Genomic DNA, 23,033 nt, shown 5'->3' on the forward strand with positions numbered 1-23,033 from the left:
AAGGAACGAACCGCATGAGCACCGGGGAAATCGAGCAGAGCGCTGCCGTCGACGCACTCCGAGAGGAATACCTGCGCAGACGGCTCAGCGGTGGCTCGGCTCGCCGACGGTCGGTGATCGGCCTAGCCGACCGTTCGGTGCCGTTGCCGCTGTCCTTCGGGCAGCAGCAGATGTGGTTCCTCAACCGGCTCGACCCGGACAGCCCGGAGTACCTGGTGCCCCTGGCGTTCCGGTTGCGGGGCGAGCTGGACGTGGCCGCGCTGAGCCGGGCCTGGACCGAGCTGATCGAGCGGCACGAGATCCTGCGCACCCGCTACGTGCTGGTCGGTGCCGAACCGGCGCAGGTGGTCGATCCGCCCGCGCCGCAAGAGATTCCGGTGTCGGAGGGGACCGACGCGGAGCCGGCTGCAGCGCGGCGGCGGGCCGACGAACTGGTCGCTCAGGAGTCGGTGCGCCCGTTCGACATCGAGCACGATTGGCCGGTGCGGGCGCGCCTGCTGCGGGTCTCGGCCGACGAGCACGTTCTGACGGTGGTCTTCCACCACGTCGCCTTCGACGCCTGGTCCAGCCGCGTGCTCGTCGAGGACCTGGCGGCGCTCTACGCGGCTGAGGTCGAGGGACGCCCGTCGCCGCTGGAGCCCCTGCCCGTGCAGTACGCGGATTACGCGGCGTGGCAACGGGAAGAGCTCGCGGGGGAGGCGTTGTCCGAGCACCTCGCGTACTGGCACCGGCAGCTCGCCGACCTCGCACCGGTCGACCTGCCCGCCGACCGGCCACGGCCGGCGGTCAGGGAAGCCGCCGGCGCGGACATCCCCTTCGCCATCCCGGACCACGTCGCGACGCGGATCGGCGAAACCGCGCTACGCCACGGCACCACGCCGTTCGTGGTGCTGCTCGCGGCGTTCCAGGTCCTCATCGCCCGCTACACCGGGCAGAACGACGTCGCGGTCGGCACCGTCGTGTCCGGGCGGACCCGGCCCGAACTGCAGGGGCTCATCGGTTACGGCATCAACAACCTGGTGCTGCGCGCCCGCTGGGACGGCGATCCGCGGTTCGCGGACGTGCTCCGGCAGGTCAAGGAAACCCTGATCGACGCCTATGACCACCAGGCGGCGCCGTTCGCCCGCCTGGCCGACGACCTGGAACCGGAGCGGGACATGTCCCGCACACCGCTGTACCAGGTCGCCTTCACCATGCACGAGCGCGACGGCGGTGCCGTGGAACTCCCGCGGCTGCGGGTGGAGCCGCACGCGGCCAGCGGCCGGGTCGCCAAGTGCGATCTCGAGCTGCAGGTGAACGCGCGGCCCGACGGCGGCCTGCACGGCCAGTTCGTCTACGCGACGTCGCTGTTCGACCCGGACACCGTGCAGCGCATGGCCGGACACCTGGTGCGGCTGCTGGAACGCGTCGTCGCCGACGACACGACGGCGTTGTCCGGGATCGACATCCTCGACGACGCCGAGCGAGCGGTGGTCGTCGGCGACCGGGGCGCGGACGTGGAACCGGTGACCCGGTGCGCGCACGAGATCTTCGAACAGCAGGTCGCGCTGACACCGGATGCGGTGGCGGTGGTGGCCGGGGACGTGTCCCTGACCTACGCCGAGGTGAACGCGCGAGCCAATCGGCTTGCCCACCACTTGCGGGAACTGGGCGCCGGCCCGGAATCCCTGGTCGGGGTGTACCTGGAGCGGGGCGCCGGCCTGTTGCCCGCGCTGCTGGGCGTGTTGAAGTCGGGTGCGGGTTACGTGCCGCTGGACCCGGTGAACCCGGCGGATCGCCTCGGTTACGTGCTGGCCGACGCCGGTGTCTCGATCGTGGTGACCGAGACCGACCTGCGGCCCGCGCTGGCGGAGATCTTCGACGGCGAAACCGTCGTCCTGGACGCGGCGGACCTCGCCGCGTGCCCGGAGACGAACCCGGAGCAGGTTTCGGGTCCGGACAACGTGATCTACGTGATCTACACGTCCGGTTCGACGGGGCGGCCGAAGGGTTGCGTGCTGACCCACACCAACGTGGTGCGGCTGATGCGCGCCGCCGACGAGCACTACGAGTTCAACGAGTCGGACGTGTGGTCGATGTTCCACTCGTTCGCCTTCGACGTGTCGGTGTTCGAGATGTGGGGCGCGTTGCTGCACGGCGGCACGTTGGTGGTGGTGCCGCGGGACGTGGCGCGGTCCCCGGAGGACTTCCTGGACCTGCTCGTGGAGCAGGGCGTGACGGTGCTGAGCCAGACGCCCTCGGCGTTCCGGTCGCTGGTGTCGGCGGCGGGCGCGGGCGATCCCCGGATCGACCGGTTGCTGCTGCGGGTGGTGATCTTCGCCGGCGAGAAGCTGGAGATGCCGGAGCTGCGGCCGTGGACCGACCGGCTCGGCGTGGACCGGCCGCTGCTGACGAACCTCTACGGCATCACCGAGACCACGGTGCACACCACCTACTACGAGGTGGCGGCCGAGGACCTGGAGCTCGGCGCCGGGAACCCGATCGGCCGGCCGCTGAGCGACCTGCGGGTGCAGCTGCTGGACGGTACGGGCAATCCGGCGCCGATCGGCGTGCCGGGGGAGATCCACGTCGGCGGGCCCGGTGTGGCGCGTGGCTACCTGAACCGGCCGGAGCTGACCGCGGAGCGGTTCGTGCCGGACCCCTCCGGCCCGCCCGGCTCCCGCCGGTACCGCAGCGGTGACCTGGCGCGGCGCCGCCCGGACGGCAGCATGGACTTCCTGGGCCGGATCGACCACCAGGTGAAGGTCCGGGGCTACCGGATCGAACTCGGCGAGATCGAAGCGGTGCTGGGCGCCCACCCGCAGGTCCGGGACGCGGTGGTGATCGCCCGCACCGACAGCCCCGGCGACGTGCGCCTGGTCGCCTACCTGGTGCCCACCGGCGAGACCGCCCCGGAAGTGGCGGACCTGCGGGCGCACCTCGGTCGTGACCTGCCCGAGTACATGGTGCCCGCGGCTTTCGTGCCGATGCCGGCGATCCCGTTGACCGCCAACGGGAAGCTGGACCGGCGGGCGCTTCCGGCGCCGGACTCGACCTCGTTCGCGCAGGGCGAGTACGCGGCGCCGCGCACCCCGGTGGAGCAGCAAGTCGCCGAGATCTGGGCCACCGCGCTGGAAGTCGACCGGGTCGGCGTGCACGACAGCTTCTTCGACCTCGGCGGCGACTCGATCCGCGCGGTCGCGCTGGTGGGCGCGCTGCGCGCCGAGGGGTTCGACCTCGCGGTGCGGGACGTCTTCGACCGCCGCACGGTGGCCGAACTGTGCGAGCTGCTGACCGGTCGGGCAGCGCCCGTCTCGCAGCCGCTGGTCGAGCCCTTCGCGATGATCTCGGCGGAAGACCGGGCAGCGCTGCCCGAGGGCGTCATCGACGCGTACCCGCTGTCGCAGATCCAGACCGGCATGGTCATCGAGATGCTCGCCGACGAGGGCAAGAACAACTACCACAACTGCAGCTGTTTCCGGATCCTCGACGACGAGCCGTTCTCCCGCGAGGCGTTCCAGGAAGCCGCGCGCCTGGTGGTCGCCCGGCACGAGACGCTGCGCACCTCGGTGCACCTCACCGACTTCTCGGTGCCCCTGCAGCTGGTGCACGAGACCGCCGAGATGCCGATCGGGGTGCGGGACCTGAGCCACCTCGACGCCGAGGAGGGAAGGCTTTCCGCTCTGCACGAGTTCGTGCGCGAGCAGCGGGCGACCCGCTTCGACCTGACCAAGCCGACCCTGATGCGGTTCCACGCGCACCTCACCGGGGAGGACGCCTGGTGGATCTCGATCACCGAGTGCCACCCGATCATGGAGGGCTGGTCCTACCACTCGCTGCTGATGGAGCTGCTGCGCGCCTACCGGCGGATCCGCGACGGCCTGGAGCCGGAACCCTATGAGCGGCCAGAGGTGCGCTTCGCCGACTCGGTGGCCGCGGAGCTGGACTCGCTCGCCGGCGAGGAGGACCGCGCCTACTGGCGCCGCGTCGTCGAGGAGCACGAGACTTTCAGCCTGCCCACCGGGTGGGGCGACGAGCCCGGCTCCCCGCGCACGACCTACCACGTGCGGATCCCGTGGGATGACCTGGAATCCGGGCTCCGCGCGCTGGCGACCAAGGCCAAGGCGTCGTTGAAGAGCGTGATGCTGGCCGCCTACCTGAAGGTGCTCGGCCAGCTCACCGACGTACCCCGGTTCCACGCCGGGCTGGTCTACGACGTGCGGCCGGAGATCCTGGGCGCCGACCGGGTTTACGGCATGTACCTCAACACCATGCCGCTGCCGTTCGAGCGCTCCGCGGGCACCTGGCTGGACTTGGTGCGGCAGGTGTTCGCCCGCGAGGTCGAGTCGTGGTCGCACCGGCGGTTCCCGCTGCCCGCGTTGCAGCGCGAGATCGGGGCGAAGCAGGGCCTCATCGAGGTGTTCTTCAACTACCAGGACTTCCGCCAGGTCGACACCGATCTGGTGGACGCCGCGGTCGGCATCGACGACAGCCCCACCGAGTTCCCGCTGACCATCTCCTCCCGCAACAAGCACATCTTCCTGACCGCGGATTCCCGATCGCTGAGCCTGGCCAACACCGAGCGCATCGCCGAGATGTTCCGCGCGGTGCTGACCGCGATGGCCACCGATGTCGCCGGCGACGCCCGCGCGATGTTCGTCCCGGACGACGAGCGCACCCGGTTGCTGGACGAATGGGCCACCAATCCCGGCGAGCTCGCACCGCACGACGTGTGCGAGCTTTTCGAGCGGCAAGCGCGGCGCACGCCGGACGTCACGGCACTGGTCGTCGGGGCGCGGCGAATGTCCTATTCGGACCTCGATGCACTGGCGAACCGGTACGCGCACCACTTGCAAGCGCTCGGCGCGGGACCGGAGTCGGTGGTCGGCGTGCTGCTCGACCGAGGTGCGGAGCTCTACGCCGCGCTGCTGGGGGCCTGGAAGGCAGGAGCCGCCTACCTCCCGTTGGACACCGGCTTCCCGGCCGAGCGCGTCAGGCACATGCTCACCGACTCGGGGGCCGATGTGGTGGTGACGCAGGCGGCGCACCAGGAGATCGTCGGGGACGTCGACTGCGCGATCGCAGTGGTCGACCGCGACGGCGCGGCCATCGAGGGCCGTCCGGACACCGCTCCGGCTCGAACCGCCGACCTGGACCGGACCGCCTACCTGATCTACACGTCCGGTTCCACGGGCGAACCCAAGGGAGTGCAGGTTCCGCACCGCGGCCTGACCAACCACGTCCAGTGGGCGGTGGCCGAGCTGGCCGGCCGCGGCACCGGCGGCGCGCCGCTGTTCTCCTCGATCGCCTTCGACCTGGTGGTGCCGAACCTGTGGGCGCCGCTGCTCGCCGGGCAGCCGGTGCACGTGGCACCGCCGGAGCTGGACCTCGGCCGGCTCGGCGCGTTCCTGGCGGCCAACGCGCCGTACAGCTTCATCAAGCTGACCCCGGCGCACCTGGAGGTGCTGATCCACCAGCTGTCCGCCGAGCAGGCCGACGGCCTGGCCGCGGTGCTGGTCGTCGCGGGCGAGGCTCTGACGCAGCGGGTGGTGCGGGCCTGGCAGGAGCTGGCGCCGTCGGTCGAGCTGATCAACGAGTACGGGCCGACCGAGAACTCCGTCGGCACCTGCACCTTCCCGGTCCGGCTGCCGGTGACCGCGGACGTGCTCCCGATCGGCCGCCCGCTGCCGAACGTGACGATGTACGTGCTCGACGAGCTGCTGCAGCCGGTGCCGACCGGGGTGACCGGCGAGCTGTACGTGGGCGGGGCGGGCTTGGCGCGCGGGTACGCGCATCAGCCCGAGCTGACCGCGCAGCGATTCGTCCCGGACCCGCACGGCCCGGCCGGTGGTCGGCTCTACCGGACCGGCGACGTCGTCCGGGTGCTGCCGGACGGGAACGTGGAGTTCCTCGGCCGCAGCGACGGCCAGGTGAAGATCCGAGGCTACCGGGTCGAGCTCGGCGAGATCGAATCCGCGCTCGCCGAGGACGAGCGGATCGCCGACGTCCGGGTGGTGCTGCGCGAGGACGGCGCCGACAAGCAGTTGGTGGCCTACCTGGTCGCCGCGGGCGGGCAGACCTTCGAGCCCGATGCGTTGCGGGAGCGGTTGGGCCGGAGCCTGCCGTCTTACATGGTGCCGTCGGCTTTCGTCGCGTTGCCGTCGATTCCGCTGAACGCCAACGGGAAACTGGATCGACAGGCGCTGCCGGCACCTGGGCAGGGCGCGTTCGCCAAGCACCAGCGGGTGGCGCCGCGCACTCCAGTGGAGGAGCGGATAGCGGCGGTCTGGGCGGATGTGCTCGGCGTCGACGAGCTCGGGGTCGACGACGATTTCTTCGACCTGGGCGGGGATTCGATCCGGGCGGTGGCGCTGATCGGTGCGCTGCGCACGGCGCGGATGGACCTCTCGGTGCGCGACGTGTTCGAGCACCGCACGGTCGCCGCGCTCGCCGCGCTGCTGGCGGACCGGGCGGTGCTCACCGCAACCCCCGCCGCGGTCGAGCCGTTCGCGCTGGTTTCCGCCGAGGACCTGGCGAAGCTGCCCGCCGGCGTCGAGGACGCCTATCCGCTTTCGCAGGTGCAGATCGGCATGCTGGTGGAAACGCTGGCCGACCCGGAGCGGAACAACTACCACAACGTCAACGTCTACCGGGTGCACGACGACCGGCCGTTCGACTTCCCGGCGTTCCGGCAGGCGGTGGCGGCCGTGGTCGCCCGCCACGACGTGTTGCGGAGCTCGGTGCACCTCGCCGACTTCGCGGTGCCCATGCAGCTGGTGCACCCGCAGGTGGACGTTCCCACCGGCTGGAGCGACCTGCGCGGACTCGACGACGACTGGCAGCGCAGCGAGGTGGTCGACTTCGTGGCCGCCGAGCGGGCCGAGGTGTTCGACCTGTCCGGCCCGGCACCGCTGCTGCGCGTGCACGCGCACGTGATCGCTGACGACGAGTGGCTGTGCTCGTTCACCCAGCACCACGCCCTGATGGACGGATGGAGCAACCAGCTGTTCCTGATGGAACTGGTCGCCTGCTACCGGCAACTGCGTGCGGGCGCGGCACCTGTGGCCGCCGAGCCGCCTCAGGTGCGCTTCGCCGACTTCGTCGCCGCCGAACTCGCGGCGCTCGAATCCGAAGTGGACACCCAGTACTGGCAGCGGGTCGTCGACGAGCACGCGAAGTTCACCTTGCCGCCGGGCTGGCACGGGGATCTGGCCGCGCCGCGCGAGGTGGTGCGGACCGGCATCAAGTTCGACGATCTGGCCGACGGGCTGCGCGAGCTCGCCGCGGCGGCCAAGGTGTCGCTGAAGAGCGTGCTCGTCGGCGCCTACGTGAAGGTGATGAGCCAGCTCACCGACGAGCCCGCGTTCCACGCCGGACTGGTCACCCACTCCCGGCCCGAGGCCGCGGGCGCGGACCGGCTGTTCGGCAACTTCCTCAACACCCTGCCGCTGCCGGTCGACCGGTCCGCGCGCACCTGGCGCGAGCTGGTTCGGCAGATGTCGGACCGGGAGATCGAGGCGTGGTCGCACCGCCACTTCCCGATGCCCGCGATCCAGCGGCAGGCCGGCGGGGAGCGCGTGGTCGACGTCTTCTTCGGCTACCTCGACTTCCACCAGCTGGACTCGGAGATCGCCGAGGACGGCTGGGGGTTCAACGACGCGCCGAACGAGTTCCCGCTCACCATCACCGCGTTGAGCGGGATTCTGAGCCTGAGCACCAACACCCACGTCCTCAGCCGCGCCAACGCCGACCGGATCGCGCAGATGTTCCGCGCGGTCCTGGAATCCATGGCTGCCGACGTCGACGGTGACGCCCGCGCGGTCCACCTTCCCGCCGAGGAAGCCGCGTGGCTGCGCGAGCTGGCGCGGGAGCAGCCCGTCGAGCCGGTTTCGCGGTGCGTGCACGAGGTCTTCGAGGAGCAGGTGGCGCGGACGCCGGAGAAGGTCGCCGTGGTCGCAGGTGGGATTCACCTGACCTACGCGGAGGTGAACGCCCGCGCGAACCGCCTGGCGCACCACCTGCGCGGTCTGGGCGCGGGCCCGGAGTCGCGGATCGGGGTGTGCCTGGGGCGCGGCCCGGAACTGCTCCCGACGCTGCTGGGCGTGCTGAAGTCGGGCGCGGGTTACGTGCCGCTGGACCCGGTGAACCCGGCCGACCGCCTCGGCTACGTGCTGGCCGACGCCGGGGTGTCGGTCGTGGTGGCGAACGGGGAGACCCGCGAGCTGGTCGGCAGCGTCCACGACGGCGACGTGGTGGACCTGGACCGGGACGTGCTCGCCGGGCATCCGGAGACGAACCCGGAACCGGTTTCCGGCCCGGACAACGTGATCTACGTGATCTACACGTCGGGTTCGACGGGCCGGCCGAAGGGGTGCGTGCTGACCCACACCAACGTGGTGCGGCTGATGCGGACCGCGCACGAGCACTACGACTTCGACGCGTCGGACATCTGGTCGATGTCGCACTCGTTCGCCTTCGACGTGTCGGTGTTCGAGATGTGGGGCGCGCTGTTGCACGGCGGCACGCTCGTCGTGGTGCCGCAGGACGTGGCGCGGTCCCCGGAAGGCCTGCTGGACCTGCTCGTGGAGCAGGGCGTGACGGTGCTGAGCCAGACGCCGTCGGCGTTCCGATCGCTGGTCTCGGCGGACGACGCCCGTATCGGTCGGCTCGCGCTGCGTGCGGTGATCTTCGCGGGCGAGAAGCTGGAGATGGCGGAGCTGCGGCCCTGGGCCGACCGGCTCGGGCTGGATCGACCGGTGCTGGTCAACATGTACGGCATCACCGAGACCACGGTGCACACCACCTACCACCGGGTCAGCGCCGCGGACCTGGACGCGGCCGGGAACCCGATCGGCCGGCCGCTGAGCGACCTGCGGGTGCAGCTGCTGGACGCCAACGGGTACCCGGTCCCGATCGGGGTGGCCGGGGAGATCCACGTCGGCGGGCCCGGTGTGGCGCGCGGCTACCTGAACCGGCCGGAGCTGACCGCGGAGCGGTTCGTGCCGGACCCCTCCGGCCCGCCCGGTGCGCGGCTCTACCGCAGTGGTGACCTGGCCCGCCGCCGCCCGGACGGCAGCATGGACTTCCTGGGGCGCATCGACCACCAGGTCAAGATCCGGGGCTACCGGATCGAACTCGGCGAGGTCGAGGCGGTGCTGGCCGCGCACGAGAGCCTCCGCGACGCGGTGGTGATCGTGCGCGAGGATTCGCCCGGCGACAAGCAACTCGTGGCCTACTGCGTCCCCAGCAGCGCGGAACTGCCGCCTGCGGCGGAACTGATCGACCACTGCGGACGGAGCCTGCCCGGCTACATGGTGCCCTCGGCGTTCGTCGCGCTGGACTCGATTCCGTTGACGGCTAACGGGAAGCTCGACAAGCGGGCCTTGCCGGCGCCCGATCAGAACGCCTTCGCGCGAGCCGAGTACGTGGGCCCGCGCAACCCGGTCGAGGAACGCGTCGCGGTGATCTGGCGCGACGTGCTGGGCATCGACTTGGTCGGCGTGCACGACGGGTTCTTCGAACTGGGCGGTGACTCGATCCGCGCCGTCCGGCTCGTCGGGGCGATGCGGGCCAGCGGCCTGGACATCTCGGTCCAGGACGTCTTCGAGCAGCGCACGGTCGCCGGCCTCGCCGAACTCCTCGGCGGCCGCGGCGAGCTGGCCGACGCCGACGGCGCCGTCGCCCCGTTCGCGCTGATCTCCGAGGCGGACCGCGCCGCACTGCCGGAGGGGCTGGCCGACGCCTATCCGATGTCGCTGGTGCAGACCGGCATGGTGGTGGAGATGCTGACCGGCACCAGCGCGTACCGGAGCTTCATGTCCTACCGCGTCACCGATGGGCAGCCGCTCGACGCCGAGGCGCTGCGGCAGGCCGCCCGAACCGTGATCGGTCGGCACGACCTGCTGCGCACCGCCTTCGACCTGCACACCTGCTCGGTGCCGATGCAGCTGGTGCACGCCGAGGTGGACGTGCCGATCGTGGTGCACGACCTGCGCGGCAACGCCGACGGGTTGCTGGACCGGCTCACCGCTGAACGGGATGCGCCGTTCGACCTGGACACCGCGCCGCTGCTGCGGATCGCCGCGTACGTGGTCGCCGACGACGACTGGTGGCTGTCGTTGAGCCGACCGCACGCCGTCACCGAGGGCTGGAGCCACAACTGGCTGCTCGCCGAGCTGATGGATTGCTACCAGCGGCTGCGCGAGAAGCTCCCGCTCGCCCCGCACACGCCGCCGGGCGTGCGCTACGCCGACTACATCGCCGCCGAGCTGGCGTCGCTGGAGTCCGAAGCGGACATCTCGTACTGGCGGTCCGTGCTGGACGACCACCAGCCCGTCGTGCTGCCCGAAAGCTGGGCCGGTGCGGCGGAATCCGGTGAGAGCTACGACCTCCAGGTGCCGCTGGCCGACATCGAGGACCGGCTGCGGGCGTTGGCCAACGAGCTGCGCGTGTCGGTCAAGAGCGTGCTGCTGGCCGCCCACGTGAAGGTGATGGGCCAGCTCACCGAGGCGCACGAGTACCACGTCGGGTTGGTCTGCGACGCCCGCCCGGAAGTGCTCGGCGCCGACCGGGTCTACGGCATGCACCTCAACACCGTGCCCTTCGCCGCGGATCGCAGCGCCCGCACCTGGCGCGAACTGGTGTCCCAGGTCTACGACCGCGAAGTCGAGCTGTGGCCGCACCGCCGCTACCCGATGCCGGCCATGCAGCGCGAATGGCCCGGCGGGCGATTGATCAACATCGCCTTCAACTACGTCGACCTGCCGCAGGCGGAAGGCGCACAGGGCACCCACGCGAGGTTCGGGGTGTCGCAGACCGAGTTCGACATCACCCTGCACTGCCGCCCGAACCGGCTGAACATGACCACCAGCACGCGGGTGCTCAACCGCGCGGACGGCGACCGGTTGGCCGAGATGTACCGAGCGGTGCTGGAGGCGATGGTCGACGACCCCGAAGGCGACGCCCGCGCCGCGTACCTGCCGGCGGGCGAACGCGACCGGCTGCTGGTGGAAGCGACGGCGACCGACCGGAGTCCGGTGTCGCTGAGCGTTCCGGCGGAAATCGAGCGGTGGGCCGCAGCCAAGCCCGACGCCGTCGCGGTGTTCGCCGACGACTCGACGACCTGCTACGCCGACCTCAACGCACGGGCGAACCGGCTGGCGCACCACCTGCGGCGGCTCGGGGTCGGACCGGACGTGCTGGTGGGCATCCACCTGGAACGCTCGCCGGAACTGGTCATCGCCGTGCTGGCGGTGCTCAAGGCGGGCGGCGCGTACCTGCCGATGGATCCGGAAGCACCGGCCGAACGGCTGGGTTTCATGGCCACCGACGCCGGGCTGGAGTTCCTGCTGACCCGGCGCGGCCTGCCGGCCGAGCTGCCCGGCGGCGTCGCCACGGTGCTGGTGGACGAGCCCGAGAGCTATCAGGACGAACCCTGCGGGAACCCGATTCCCGTTGCCGCACACGACGATCTGGCGTACGTCATCTACACCTCCGGGTCGACCGGGCGGCCCAAGGGCGCGATGGTGCGCCGCGACGGCATGGGCAACCATCTGCTGGCCAAGATCGAAGACCTCGGTCTGGACGCCACCGACAGCGTCGTGCAGAACGCCTCGCCCGCGTTCGACATCTCGGTGTGGCAGATGCTGGCCGCCCTGGTCGTCGGCGGCCGGGTTCGCGTTGTGGACACCGGCACCGCCCTCGACCCGGCGGCCCTGTTCGGCCGGACCACCGACGAGGAGATCTCGGTGCTGGAGGTCGTGCCGTCGCTGCTGCGTGCCGCGCTGGACTCGTGGGACGCGGGTGCCGCTGCCCCGGAGCTGCCCGCGCTGCGCTGGCTGGTGGTGACCGGTGAGGCGCTGCCGCCCGAGCTGTGCACCCGGTGGTGGGCGCGCTACCCCCGGATCCCGCTGGTGAACGCGTACGGGCCGACGGAGTGCTCCGACGACGTCACGCACGCGTTCCTGCGCTACGAGGTGTGCGGATCGCGCGTGCCCATCGGCGAGCCGATCCGCAACACCGGCCTGTACGTGTTGGACGAGCGGATGGAGCCGGTGCCCGCGGGCGTGCCCGGCGAACTGCACGTCGGCGGGGCCGGGGTGGGGCGCGGCTACCTGAACCGGCCGGAGTTGACCGCGGAGCGGTTCGTGCCGGACCTGTTCGGCCCACCCGGCGCGCGGCTCTACCGGACCGGTGACCTGGTCAGCTGGCGGCCGGACGGTGGACTGGACTTCCTCGGCCGCATCGACGACCAGGTGAAGCTGCACGGCCACCGGATCGAACTCGGCGAGATCGAGACCGCGATCGGCGCGCACGAGCAGGTGCGGCAGGCCGTGGTCGTGGTGCGCGACGAGCGGCTCGTCGCCTACTTCACCGCTGCGGACGAGAACGCGCCGTCAGCGGAGGCGTTGCGCGCCCGGCTCGCCCGCACCCTGCCGGAGTACATGCTGCCCGCGGCCTTCGTGCGGCTGGACGAGATCCCGTTGACCCCCAACGGCAAGCTCGACAAGCGGGCACTGCCGGCGCCTGGCGACGACGCTTTCACTCACGGCGAGTACGTCGCGCCTCGCACGCCGCTGGAGGAGCAGGTCGCCGGGATTTGGCGGCAGGCGCTCGGCCGGGACCGGGTCGGCGTCCGCGACGGGTTCTTCGACCTCGGCGGAGACTCCATCCGGGCGGTGGCGCTGGTCGGCGCGCTGCGCGCGGCCGGCATCGACGTGGAGGTGCGCGACGTCTTCGAAGCGCGCACCGTCGAGCGGCTTTGCGAGCTGTGCGGGCAACGGGCCGATCTCGGCGCCGATGCGGAGACCTTCGTCGAGCCGTTCGAGCTCATCCCCGCAGCCGACCGCGTGGCACTGCCCGCCGGGGTCGTCGACGCCTACCCGCTCGGCCGGACCCAGCTGGGGATGCTCATCGAGATGATGGCCGACGACGGTCGGCACCCGTACCACATCATCAACACCTTCCGCGTCGTCGACGACCGGCCGCTGGACCCCGCCGCACTGCGCGCGGCCGCGCACGTGCTCGCCGACCGGCACGAGGTCCTGCGCACGTCCATCCGGATGCACGGGTACTCCCTGCCGCTCCAGCTCGTGCACGAGACCGCCGAGATCCCAGTGGAGATCCGCGACGTGCGCGGGCTCGACGAAGAAGCCCTCGGCCGCACCAGGCAGGAACTCGCCGACGAGCAGCGGGCGGCGGTCTTCGACGTCGAGCACGCGCCGCTGATGCGGATCATCGCCCACGTCGAGGGCGACGACGCGTGGTGGGTGACCTTCACGCAGTCGCACGCGATCACCGAAGGGTGGAGCTACCACCAGCTGCTGATGGAGCTGCTGGACTGCTACCGGCGGATCCGGGACGGGCAGGAGCCCGAACCCCACGAGCGGCCCCGGGTGCGCTTCGCCGATTCCATCGCCGCCGAGCTCCGGTCGCTGGAGTCCGCGGCGGACCGCGACTACTGGCGGCGGATCACCACCGAGCACACGCCTTTCGCGGTCCCGCCGGAATGGGCCGGGGAGTCCGACGAGCGGATCTACCTGCCGGTGCCGTTCGAGGACATCGCCGACGACCTGCGCGCGCTGGCCAGCACCGCGGGCGTGTCGATGAAGAGCGTGCTGCTGTCGGCGCACCTGAAGGTGCTGGGGCAGCTCACCGACGAACCGGCGTTCCACACCGGACTCGTCTGCGACACCAGGCCCGAGGTGCTGGGTGCCGACCGGGTGCTCGGCATGTACCTGAACACCCTGCCGTTCGGGGTGGATCGCAGCGCCCGCACCTGGCGGGAACTGGTCGCCCAGGTCTTCGACCGCGAGGTCGAGCTGTGGCCGCACCGGCGCTACCCGATGCCGGCCATCCAGCACGACGGCGGAGGCGGGCGGCTGATCAACGCGCTGTTCAACTACCTCGACTTCCACCAAGTCGACACCGACCGGGTAGCGGCCGGGACCCGGATGAACATCGGCCCGAACGAGTTCGACCTGTCGGTGTTCAACCGGGGCGACGTCCTGTGGGTCAACTCCCACGAGCGGATTCTCAGCCGGGCCAACGCGCAGCGGCTGGCCGGGATGTACCGGGCGGTGCTGGTGGCGATGGCGGCGGACCCGGACGGCGATGCGCGTGCGGTGCACCTGCCCGACGGTGAGCGCGAGCAGCTGCTCGACCAGGCCAGCAGTGCGCAAGCGCACGGTGTCGTGGACAAGTGCGTGCACGAGCTGTTCGAGGAGCAGGCCGCCCGGACACCGGATGCCGTGGCGGTGGTCGCCGATGGTGCTTCGCTGACCTATCGAGAGGTCAACGAGCAGGCCAACCAGCTGGCGCACCACCTGCGCGAACGCGGCGCAGGCCCGGAATCGTTGGTGGGCGTGTGCCTGCCGCCCGGCATCGACCTGATGCCGGCGTTGCTGGGCGTGCTGAAGTCCGGGGCCGGATACGTGCCGTTGGACACGAGCAGCCCCGCCGAGCGCATCGCCTTCGTGCTCGCCGACGCCGGGGCGTCCGTGGTGGTGACAGATTCTTCCTGCGCCGACGGGATCGGCGGGGAGCTGGTGGTGCTCGACCAGCAGCGGGAGCTCCTCGCCGGGTACCCGGTGGTGAACCCGGCTCGACTGTCCGAAGCGGACAACCAGGTCTACGTGATCTACACCTCCGGCTCCACCGGGCGGCCGAAGGGCGTGAGCGTGTCCCACGCGAACGTGGTCCGGCTGATGGACGTGGCGCAGGAGCACTACGCCTTCGACGAAGCGGACGTGTGGGCGTTGTTCCACACCTACGCCTTCGACGTGTCGGTGTTCGAGATGTGGGGCGCGCTGCTGCACGGCGGCAGCCTGGTCCTGGTGCCGCGTGCGGTGACCCGGTCGCCGGAGGACTTCCTCGACCTACTGGTCGAGCACGAGGTCACGATGCTCTGCCAGACGCCGTCGGCGTTCCGGTCGTTGCTCAGCGCGCTCGGCGACGGCGATCCGCGGCTGCGCCGGCTCGCGCTGCGCGCGGTGATCTTCGCCGGCGAGAAGCTGGAACCGGCCGAACTGCGGCCGTGGGTCGACCGGGTCGGCCTGGGCCGGGTCGCGCTGGTCAACATGTACGGGCCGACCGAGACGACCGTCTACACCACCTACCACCGGCTGACCAAGCGGGACCTGCAGCCGGCGGCGGGCAGCGTGATCGGCCGCCCGCTCAGCGACCTGTCGATCCACCTGCTCGACGGCTTCGGCAACCTGGTGCCGCTGGGCGCGCGCGGCGAGATCCACGTCGGAGGGCCGGGGGTGGCGCGCGGCTACCTGAACCGGCCCGAGCTCACCGCGCAGCGGTTCGTGCCGGACCCGTTCGGCCCGCCCGGTTCCCGGCTGTACCGGACCGGCGACCTGGCGCGCCGCCGGGCCGACGGCAGCCTGGAATTCCTCGGCCGCGCCGACGACCAGATCAAGATCCGCGGCTACCGGGTGGAACTGGGGGAGATCGAGGTCGCCCTGGCGGCGCACCCGCAGGTGCGCGAGACGGTCGTGGTGCTGCACCGGGGCGGCAGTGGCGACAGCCTGGTGGGTTACGTCGTGCCGGCCGGTCCGCCACCGGACGCCGGTGAACTGCGCACCTGGCTCGGCCGGACCCTGCCGGACTACATGATCCCGGCGGCCTACCCGGTGCTCGACGAGATCCCGCTGACCCCCAACGGGAAGCTGGACAAGCGGGCGCTGCCCGCCCCGGACCGCGACGCGTTCGCCGCGGCCCAGTACGTCGCGCCGAGCACGCCCGTCGAGGAGCAGGTCGCCGAGATCTGGCGGTCGGTGCTCGGCGTGGACCGCATCGGCCTGGCGGACGGATTCTTCGACCTCGGCGGAGACTCCATCCGGGCGGTGATGATCGTCGGCCGGATGCGGGAGGCGGGCCTCCCGGTCACCGCGCTGGAAGTGCTGGAGCACCAGACCATCGCCGCGCTCTGCGCGAGGATGGCCGGGCGCACCGGCACCGAGCGCGACGAACCGGTGCGGCCGTTCGAGCTGCTCTCCGAGCAGGATCGGGCGAAGGTGCCGGACGCCGTGGTCGACGCCTATCCGCTGACGCAAACGCAGATCGGCATGCTCGTCGAGATGCTCTCCGGCGACGAGGGGCAGCGCAGCTACCACCGGGTCGCCTCGGCGCGGATCGATGAGCCGTTCTCCCGCGAGCCACTGCAACTGGCGCTGGCCCAACTGGTTTCGCGCCACGAGGTGCTGCGCGCCTCCGTCGACGTCGCGACCTTCTCGATGCCGATGCAGCTGGTGCACGCCGAAGCGGAGATCCCGTTGCGCGTGGTCGATCTGACCGGCGCGTCGGCCGACGAGCAGGACAGGTTGCTGCGCGAAGACCTGTTGGTCGAACGCGAAACCGTGCTGCCGCACGACGCCGCCCCGCTGCTGCGGGCGTGCGTGCACCGCTTCGCCGACGGCAGCTGGCAGCTCACGATCGTCCAGTCGCACCTGATCGTGGACGGCTGGACGTTCGCCATGCTGCGCACCGAGCTCTTCGAGCTCTACCGCGCCTTCCGGGACGCCCAGGACCTGCCGGCCTACCAGCGCCCCGCAGTGCGCTTCGCCGACACCGTTGCCGCGGAGGTGCGGGCGTTGGAGTCCGAAGTGGACCACGATTACTGGCGGGAAGTCGTCGCCGAGCACCCGGGGTTCGCACTGCCCGACGGCTGGGGGGACGACCAGGCCGAGGGCTACCAGCTCCGGGTGGAGTTGGCCGGGCTGCAGGACGGGCTGCGCGCGCTGGCCTCGGCAGCGGGGGTTTCGGTGAAGAGCGTGCTGCTCGCCGCGCACCTGAAGGTGCTCAGCCAGCTGACGGCCGAACACCGGTTCTGCGCCGGCCTGGTCACGCACTGCCGGCCGGAAGCACCCGGCGCGGACCGGGTTTTCGGCACGCACCTGAACACCCAGCCGTTCCCGGTGGAGGTGTCCGCCGGCACCTGGCGGGAGCTGGTGCGGCAGGTGTTCGACCAGGAGCTCGCCGCGTGGCCGCACCGGCACTTCCCGATGCCGGCCATCCAACGCGAGTTCGCCGCCGGAACCCGCCTGGTCCAGGTGTACTTCAGCTACGAGGACTTCGGCGCACCAGACGGCGGGCAGCCCGACGGCGGACCGGATTGCGGGGTCACCCACGACGAGTTCGCGCTCGCGGTCACCGCGACGCCGCACCGCATCTACCTCGACGTCGACGCGCGAGCGGTGAGCCGCGCCAACGGCGAGCGCCTGGCCGGGATGTACCGGGCGGTGCTGGCGGCGATGGTCGCCGACAGCGACGGAGACGCGCGCGCCGTGCGGTTGCCCGCCGGCGAGCGGGAGATGTTGCTGGACTGGGCGGCGAATCCGGCCGAGCCGGTGTCCGGAACAGCCCTGGAGCTGTTCGAGCGGCAGGCCGCCGGCACACCTGATGCGACGGCGGTGGTCGCGGACGGCACCTCGCTCTCCTTCGCGGAGCTCGACGCACGGGCGAACCGCATCGCCCATCACCTGCGCGCCGCCGGAGTGGCCCCGGAATCCGTGGTCGGCGTGCTGCTCGACCGCAGCGCTGATCTGGTGGCAACGCTGCTGGGCGTGTGGAAGGCCGAGGCCGCTTACATCCCGCTCGATCCCGCGTTCCCCGATGAACGGCTGGCCCACCTGCTGTCGGACGCGACCGCGTTGATCACCGAGTCGGCACACGCGGACCGGCTCGACTTCGACGGGCGGTTGATGTGCATCGACCGGGAATCCGCGGCGATCAGCGAGCGCCCGGCGTCGGCGCCGGAACGCGACACCGATCCAGACCAACTGGCCTACGTCATCTACACCTCCGGTTCCACCGGACGGCCCAAGGGCGTGCAGGTCACGCACCGCGGGCTGGTGAACTTCCTGCGGTACGTGGTCGCCGACTACCTCTCCGGCGCGGAGGGCGGAGCCCCGCTGTTCTCCTCCGTCGCGTTCGACATGGTGGTCTCCAACCTGTACGGGCCGCTGCTGGCCGGTCGGCCGCTGCACATCGCGCCGCCGGACCTGGACCTGGGGCGGTTGGGGGAGTGGCTGCTCGCCAGCGGCCCGTTCGCCTTCATCGAGCTGACTCCTGGGCACCTGGAGCTGATCTCCGACCAGCTCGGCCGCGCCGCGCTGGCGAACGTGCTGGTCGTCGGCGGTGAAGCGGTGTCGGGGCGGACGGTCGAGCAGGCCCGCGAGCTCGCTCCCGGCGGCCGGGTGGTCAACTCCTACGGACCCACCGAAACCACGGTGACCAGCAACGAGTTCACCGTGGTCGGATCTCCCGGTGAGGTGGTGCCGATCGGCCGGCCGCTGCCGAACGTCACGACCCACGTGCTCGACGAGCGACTGGATCCCGTGCCGATCGGGGTGGTCGGGGAGCTCCACGTCGGCGGTGTCGGCGTCGCACGGGGCTACCTGGGGCGGCCGGACCTGACCGCGGAGCGGTTCGTGCCCGACCCGCACGCACCCGGTCAGCGGCTCTACCGGACCGGTGACCTGGCGCGAGTGCTGCCCGGTGGTGAGGTCGAGTTCCTTGGTCGCGGCGACGACCAGGTCAAGATCCGCGGGTACCGCGTCGAGCTGGGCGAGATCGAAGCCGTGCTCGGCGACCACCCGGGACTCGCCGACGTGCGGGTCGTGCTCCGCGATTCCGCCGACGGCGCCCGGTTGGTCGGCTACTTCGTCCCGGCACCTGGGCACAACCCCGAGCCCGCCGTCCTGCGCGACTGGCTCGGCCGGCGGCTGCCCGGGTACATGGTGCCCGCGGCCTTCGTGCGGATGGCGGAGATCCCGTTGACCGCCAATGGGAAGCTGGATCGACGGGTGCTGCCCGCGCCGGGCGACGAGTCCTTCGCGCGGCGGCCGTACCAGGCCCCCGCCACGCCGAGCGAGCGCTGGCTCGCCGAGGTGTGGGCGCAGGTGCTGGAGGTCGACCGGGTCGGTGCGCAGGACCGCTTCTTCGAACTCGGCGGGCATTCGATCCTGGTGTTCCAGGTCATCGCGGCGGCCCGCCGCGCGAACCGGACGCTTTCGGTGCTGATGCTCTACCGCGACGACAGCCTCGCAGCCGTGGCCGCAGCGATCGACGCCGCAACGGCCACCACGCCGACGAAGCGCCGCGAGTCGACAAGCCAGGGCGTTCTGCTTGCTGCGCAGCACGTTCCGGGTGCCGGCCTCGCCGTGATCCGCGATGGAGAGCTCGTTTCGCTGCAAACCCACGGCGTGCTCGGCGCAGGCGGAACCGAACCGGTCACGCCCGAGACGATCTTCCAGGTCGGATCGGTGAGCAAGCTGGTGACCGCGCTCGGCGCGCTTCGGTTGGTGGACGAGGGAGTCCTGGACCTCGACGCGGACATCAATGCCCGACTCGTCGGCTGGCAGGTGCCCGGCGCGGTTCCGGTGACGCTGCGACAGCTGCTCGCGCACCTGTCCGGGTTGATGCCGACGCCGAGTCCGGGACACCCGCGCGGCGGTCCGCTGCCGACGTTGCCGGACCTGCTGGGCGGCTCGGCCGACGGCCCGCCGGTCCGGGTCGAGCTGGAGCCGGGCAGCGTCTTCCGCAAGGCGAACGTGCACTACTCCGTGGTCCAGCAGTTGATGGTCGACGTCGCCGGCGAGCCGTTCGAGGAATTGCTGCGGCGCTTGGTGTTCGAGCCGCTCGGGATGCACGGCACCAGCTTCGACCAGTCCTTCCCGGAAATGTCCGGTCGTCCGGTCGCGATCGGGCACGACGAGGCCGGCGCGCCGCTGGCCGGCGGCTGGATGCGGTGGCCCGACGCGGCGGCGGCCGGGTTGTGGTCGACCCCGGCCGATGTGGCCAAGGTGCTGCTGGAGATCCGGCGCAGCTACCTAGGTCGGCCACTGGCGCTGCTGTCGGCGGAGAGCGCGCAGCAGATGCTCACCGCGCAGCACCGGCACAGCGCCTACGGCCTGGGCTCGGTCGTCGACGACCTCGGCACCGACCTGCAGTTCGGCCACGGCGGCACCGGCGGTGGCTACCACACCCTCGCGATGTGCCGGATCCAGCAGGGCACCGGGTTCGTCGTGATCACCAACGGCGATGCCGGGGCCGACGTGGCCAAGCGCTGCACGACCCTGCTCGACGCGGCCGACTGACCGGGCTTGCACGAGTCGGGGATTCCGGGATGCGAAGGCCTCCGATGTACCGCTGTGCAAGCCGATTCCGCTTAGCTGGAAGGAAATCATGCAACCGACCGGAGGGAAGTGCCGGTGAGCGTCGCCGATGGGCCCACCACGGTGCCGCCGCCCGCCGTCCCGCTGCGGAAGAACCGCGACTTCTGGCTCCTGTGGACCGGGGTGGGCATCTCCGCGCTCGGTGGCTCGGTCACCCGGGTCACCTATCCGCTGCTGATGATCTGGTTCGGCGGGTCCGCCGTGGACGCCGGACTGGTCGGCTTCGCCGCGCTGCTGCCGCTGCTCCTGCTGCAGCTGCCCGCCGGGGTGTTCGTCGACCGGTGGGACCGACGCCGGACGATGATCGTCTGCGATGCGGTGTCGATGGTGTCGATCGGCAGCGTCGGCGTGGCGCTGCTGCTGGGCCACCTGTGGTTGCCGCACCTGCTGGTCGTGGCGTTCGTCGAGGGTTCCGCGGGCATCTTCTACCGCTTGGCCGAACGGGCCGCGGTGCGCGCGGTAGTGCACACCGATCAGCTGGCCACCGCGATGTCGCGGAACGAGGCCCGCAGCCGGGGCGCCGGGCTGCTCGGCCAGCCGCTCGGCAGCACGCTGTTCGCGCTGGTGCACTGGGCGCCGTTCGTGGTGACCGCGGTCGGCCACCTGGTGGCGCTCGGGAACCTGGTGCGGATCAAGAAGGAGTTCCGGGTCGAACGCCGCGCTGGGCCGAACCGGCTCGGCGCGGAGATCACCGAGGGCGTCGCGTGGCTGTTCCGGCAGCGGTTCCTGCGCTCCGCGGTGCTGCTGGTGGCCAGCACCAACCTGCTGTTCCAGGTCCTGGCGCTGACCTTGACCGTCACGGTGAAGGAACACGGCGGCTCCCCGGCGGTCATCGGGATCATCGGCGCCGCCTCCGGCGTGGGCGGCCTGTGCGGTGCCCTGAGCGGGTCGTTCTTCGTGCGGCGCATGCGGCCGGGCACCTTGATGATCTGCACCTTCGCGGTGTGGTCACTGCTGATGCCGATGATCGGGCTCACCGGGAACCCGGTGGTCCTCGGCGCCCTGTACTCCGGGATGTCCTTCGCCGGCGCCCTGATCAACGTGATGGCGGGCGTCTACCAGGTGCAGGTGACCCCGGACGAGATGCAGGGCCGGGTGGGCAGCGTGGGCAGCCTGGTCAGCTCGGGCACGAACTCGCTGGGCGCGCTGGCCGCAGGTTTCCTGCTGGCGTCGTTCGGCACCGGCAACACGGTCCTCGGCGTGAGCGCGGTGATGGCGGCGGTGACCCTCGCGGCGGTGCTGAACCCGGCCATCCGGACCGCGGAGCGGGTCCGCATCCCGGACGCATAGAGCCCGCGCAAATCGGGCTTAACCGCAGGTTGCCGTCAGGCAAGCGGCGTCAGCCGATTTCTGCCACGCAACTCGCACCGCCGCGGGTTCTCAGGCTGTGCCCGCCCGAAAGGGCTCTCGGCGAGGACAGCCCCGACGCCGCGTATTGGACATACATCAGGAGGGGATCCCACAGTCGAGGCGGCGTCTGAGGTTCCGCTACCCGCACCGCTACGCAGGCCGATTTGTGCACCCGCATAGCCGGGCGACCGAAGAAATATAGGTGGTGCGCGGAGAGTTCGGCTATGAGCGATGCCACGGACGCCGTTCGCGTGCCACCGAGCCTGTTCAGCCTCTTCAGCCCCGAGTGGGAGAACAACCCCTACGGGCTGTACCGGGCGATGCGGGAGCGGGGGCCGGTCCACTGGGACGAGTGGATGCGCACCTGGATCGTGCTCGGCTACGACGAGATCGCCGAGCTGTCCAAGGACGACCGCCTCTCCGGCGCGCGGATCGATGCCTTCTACGAGCAGTTGCCCGCCACCGCGCGCACCGGCCTGGCACCGTTGAAGAACGCGTTGTCCGGCATGATGCTGTTCAACGAACCGCCCCGGCACACCAAGCTGCGGCAGCTCATCCGGCCCGGCCTGACGCCCCGGTTCATCCGGGAGATCCGCCCGGTGATCGAGGAGCTGGTGGATTCGCTGCTGGACCGCGCGATCGAGCAGGGCCGGATGGACGTGATCCACGACTTCTCCGAGCCGCTCACCCGAGACGTGATCCGCCGACTGGCCGGCGTTCCCGAACACGGCGCTCACCTGCTGGCCGGCTGGCAAGGCCTGCTGCACGAGTTCTTCACCCAGTCGCGCAAGGAAGTGCCGCGTCTCAACGCCCTGCGCCGGCTGTTCGACGAGGGCGCGCACGGGCGTCGCACCGGCACCGGCACCGACCTGTTCAGCAAGATGATCGCCGGGCAGCTCCAGCGCGACAACTACGGCGAGGACGAGATCTTCGCGAACTTCCTGCTGCTCATCGACGCCGGGCAGGCCACCACGACGCACCTGATCGGCAATGCGGTGCTGGCGCTGATCGAGAACGAGGACCAGCAGCAGCTGCTGCGGGACAAGCCGGAGCTGGCCGCCAACGCCGCGCACGAGTTCCTGCGGTACGACAGCTCCGTGCAGTTCACCAGCCGGGTGGCGTTGGCCGACATCGAGATCGGTGGGCACCGGATCGAACGCGACCAGTCGGTGGCCCTGGTGCTGGGCGCCGGGAACCGCGATCCGCAGCACTACGCCGACCCGGACCGGCTCGACGTCACCCGCAAGGCCAACGACCACCTCTCCTTCGGGCATGGCATCCACTACTGCCTGGGCGCGTCCCTGGCGGTCGCCGAGATCGAGATCGCGATCGCCCGGTTGTTGTCCCGCGCGGCCGATCTGCGTCTGGCCGAGCCGAACCCGCCGTGGTTGGAGAGCGTCAACTTCCGCTTCCTGCAACGCCTGCCGATCCACTTCACGCCGATCCGCTGACCTCGCGGGCGTGCCGATCGGAGCGCCAGACGCCGGTCGTGCGGGTCGGCTTGCTCCCCGGTCTCCTCGG

3 protein-coding genes are annotated in these 23,033 nt (G+C 71.1%); all 3 read left to right on the top strand.

The annotated features are described in order from the left end of the window. Positions 1-14 precede the first annotated feature (14 nt). The 3 genes from BLW84_RS13675 to BLW84_RS13685 all read left to right on the top strand — a co-directional run bounded on the left by BLW84_RS13675 (position 15) and on the right by BLW84_RS13685 (position 22,963). Positions 15-20,084, top strand: a complete 20,070-nt coding sequence (locus tag BLW84_RS13675) for a non-ribosomal peptide synthetase (protein ID WP_093265476.1) — start codon at positions 15-17, stop codon at positions 20,082-20,084. A 114-nt stretch (positions 20,085-20,198) separates the two neighbouring features. Next, entirely contained in the window at positions 20,199-21,452 is a 1,254-nt protein-coding gene (locus BLW84_RS13680) for an MFS transporter (protein WP_218157314.1), read from the top strand. Between the two features lie 284 nt (positions 21,453-21,736). Continuing rightward, positions 21,737-22,963 carry a cytochrome P450 gene (locus BLW84_RS13685; RefSeq protein WP_093265479.1) on the top strand — a complete coding sequence of 409 codons (1,227 nt, stop codon included), beginning with the start codon at positions 21,737-21,739 and terminating at the stop codon, positions 22,961-22,963. Positions 22,964-23,033: the final 70 nt, after the last annotated feature.

It is taken from the genome of Saccharopolyspora shandongensis (assembly GCF_900106995.1).
GTDB classification, from domain to species: Bacteria; Actinomycetota; Actinomycetes; order Mycobacteriales; family Pseudonocardiaceae; genus Saccharopolyspora; species Saccharopolyspora shandongensis.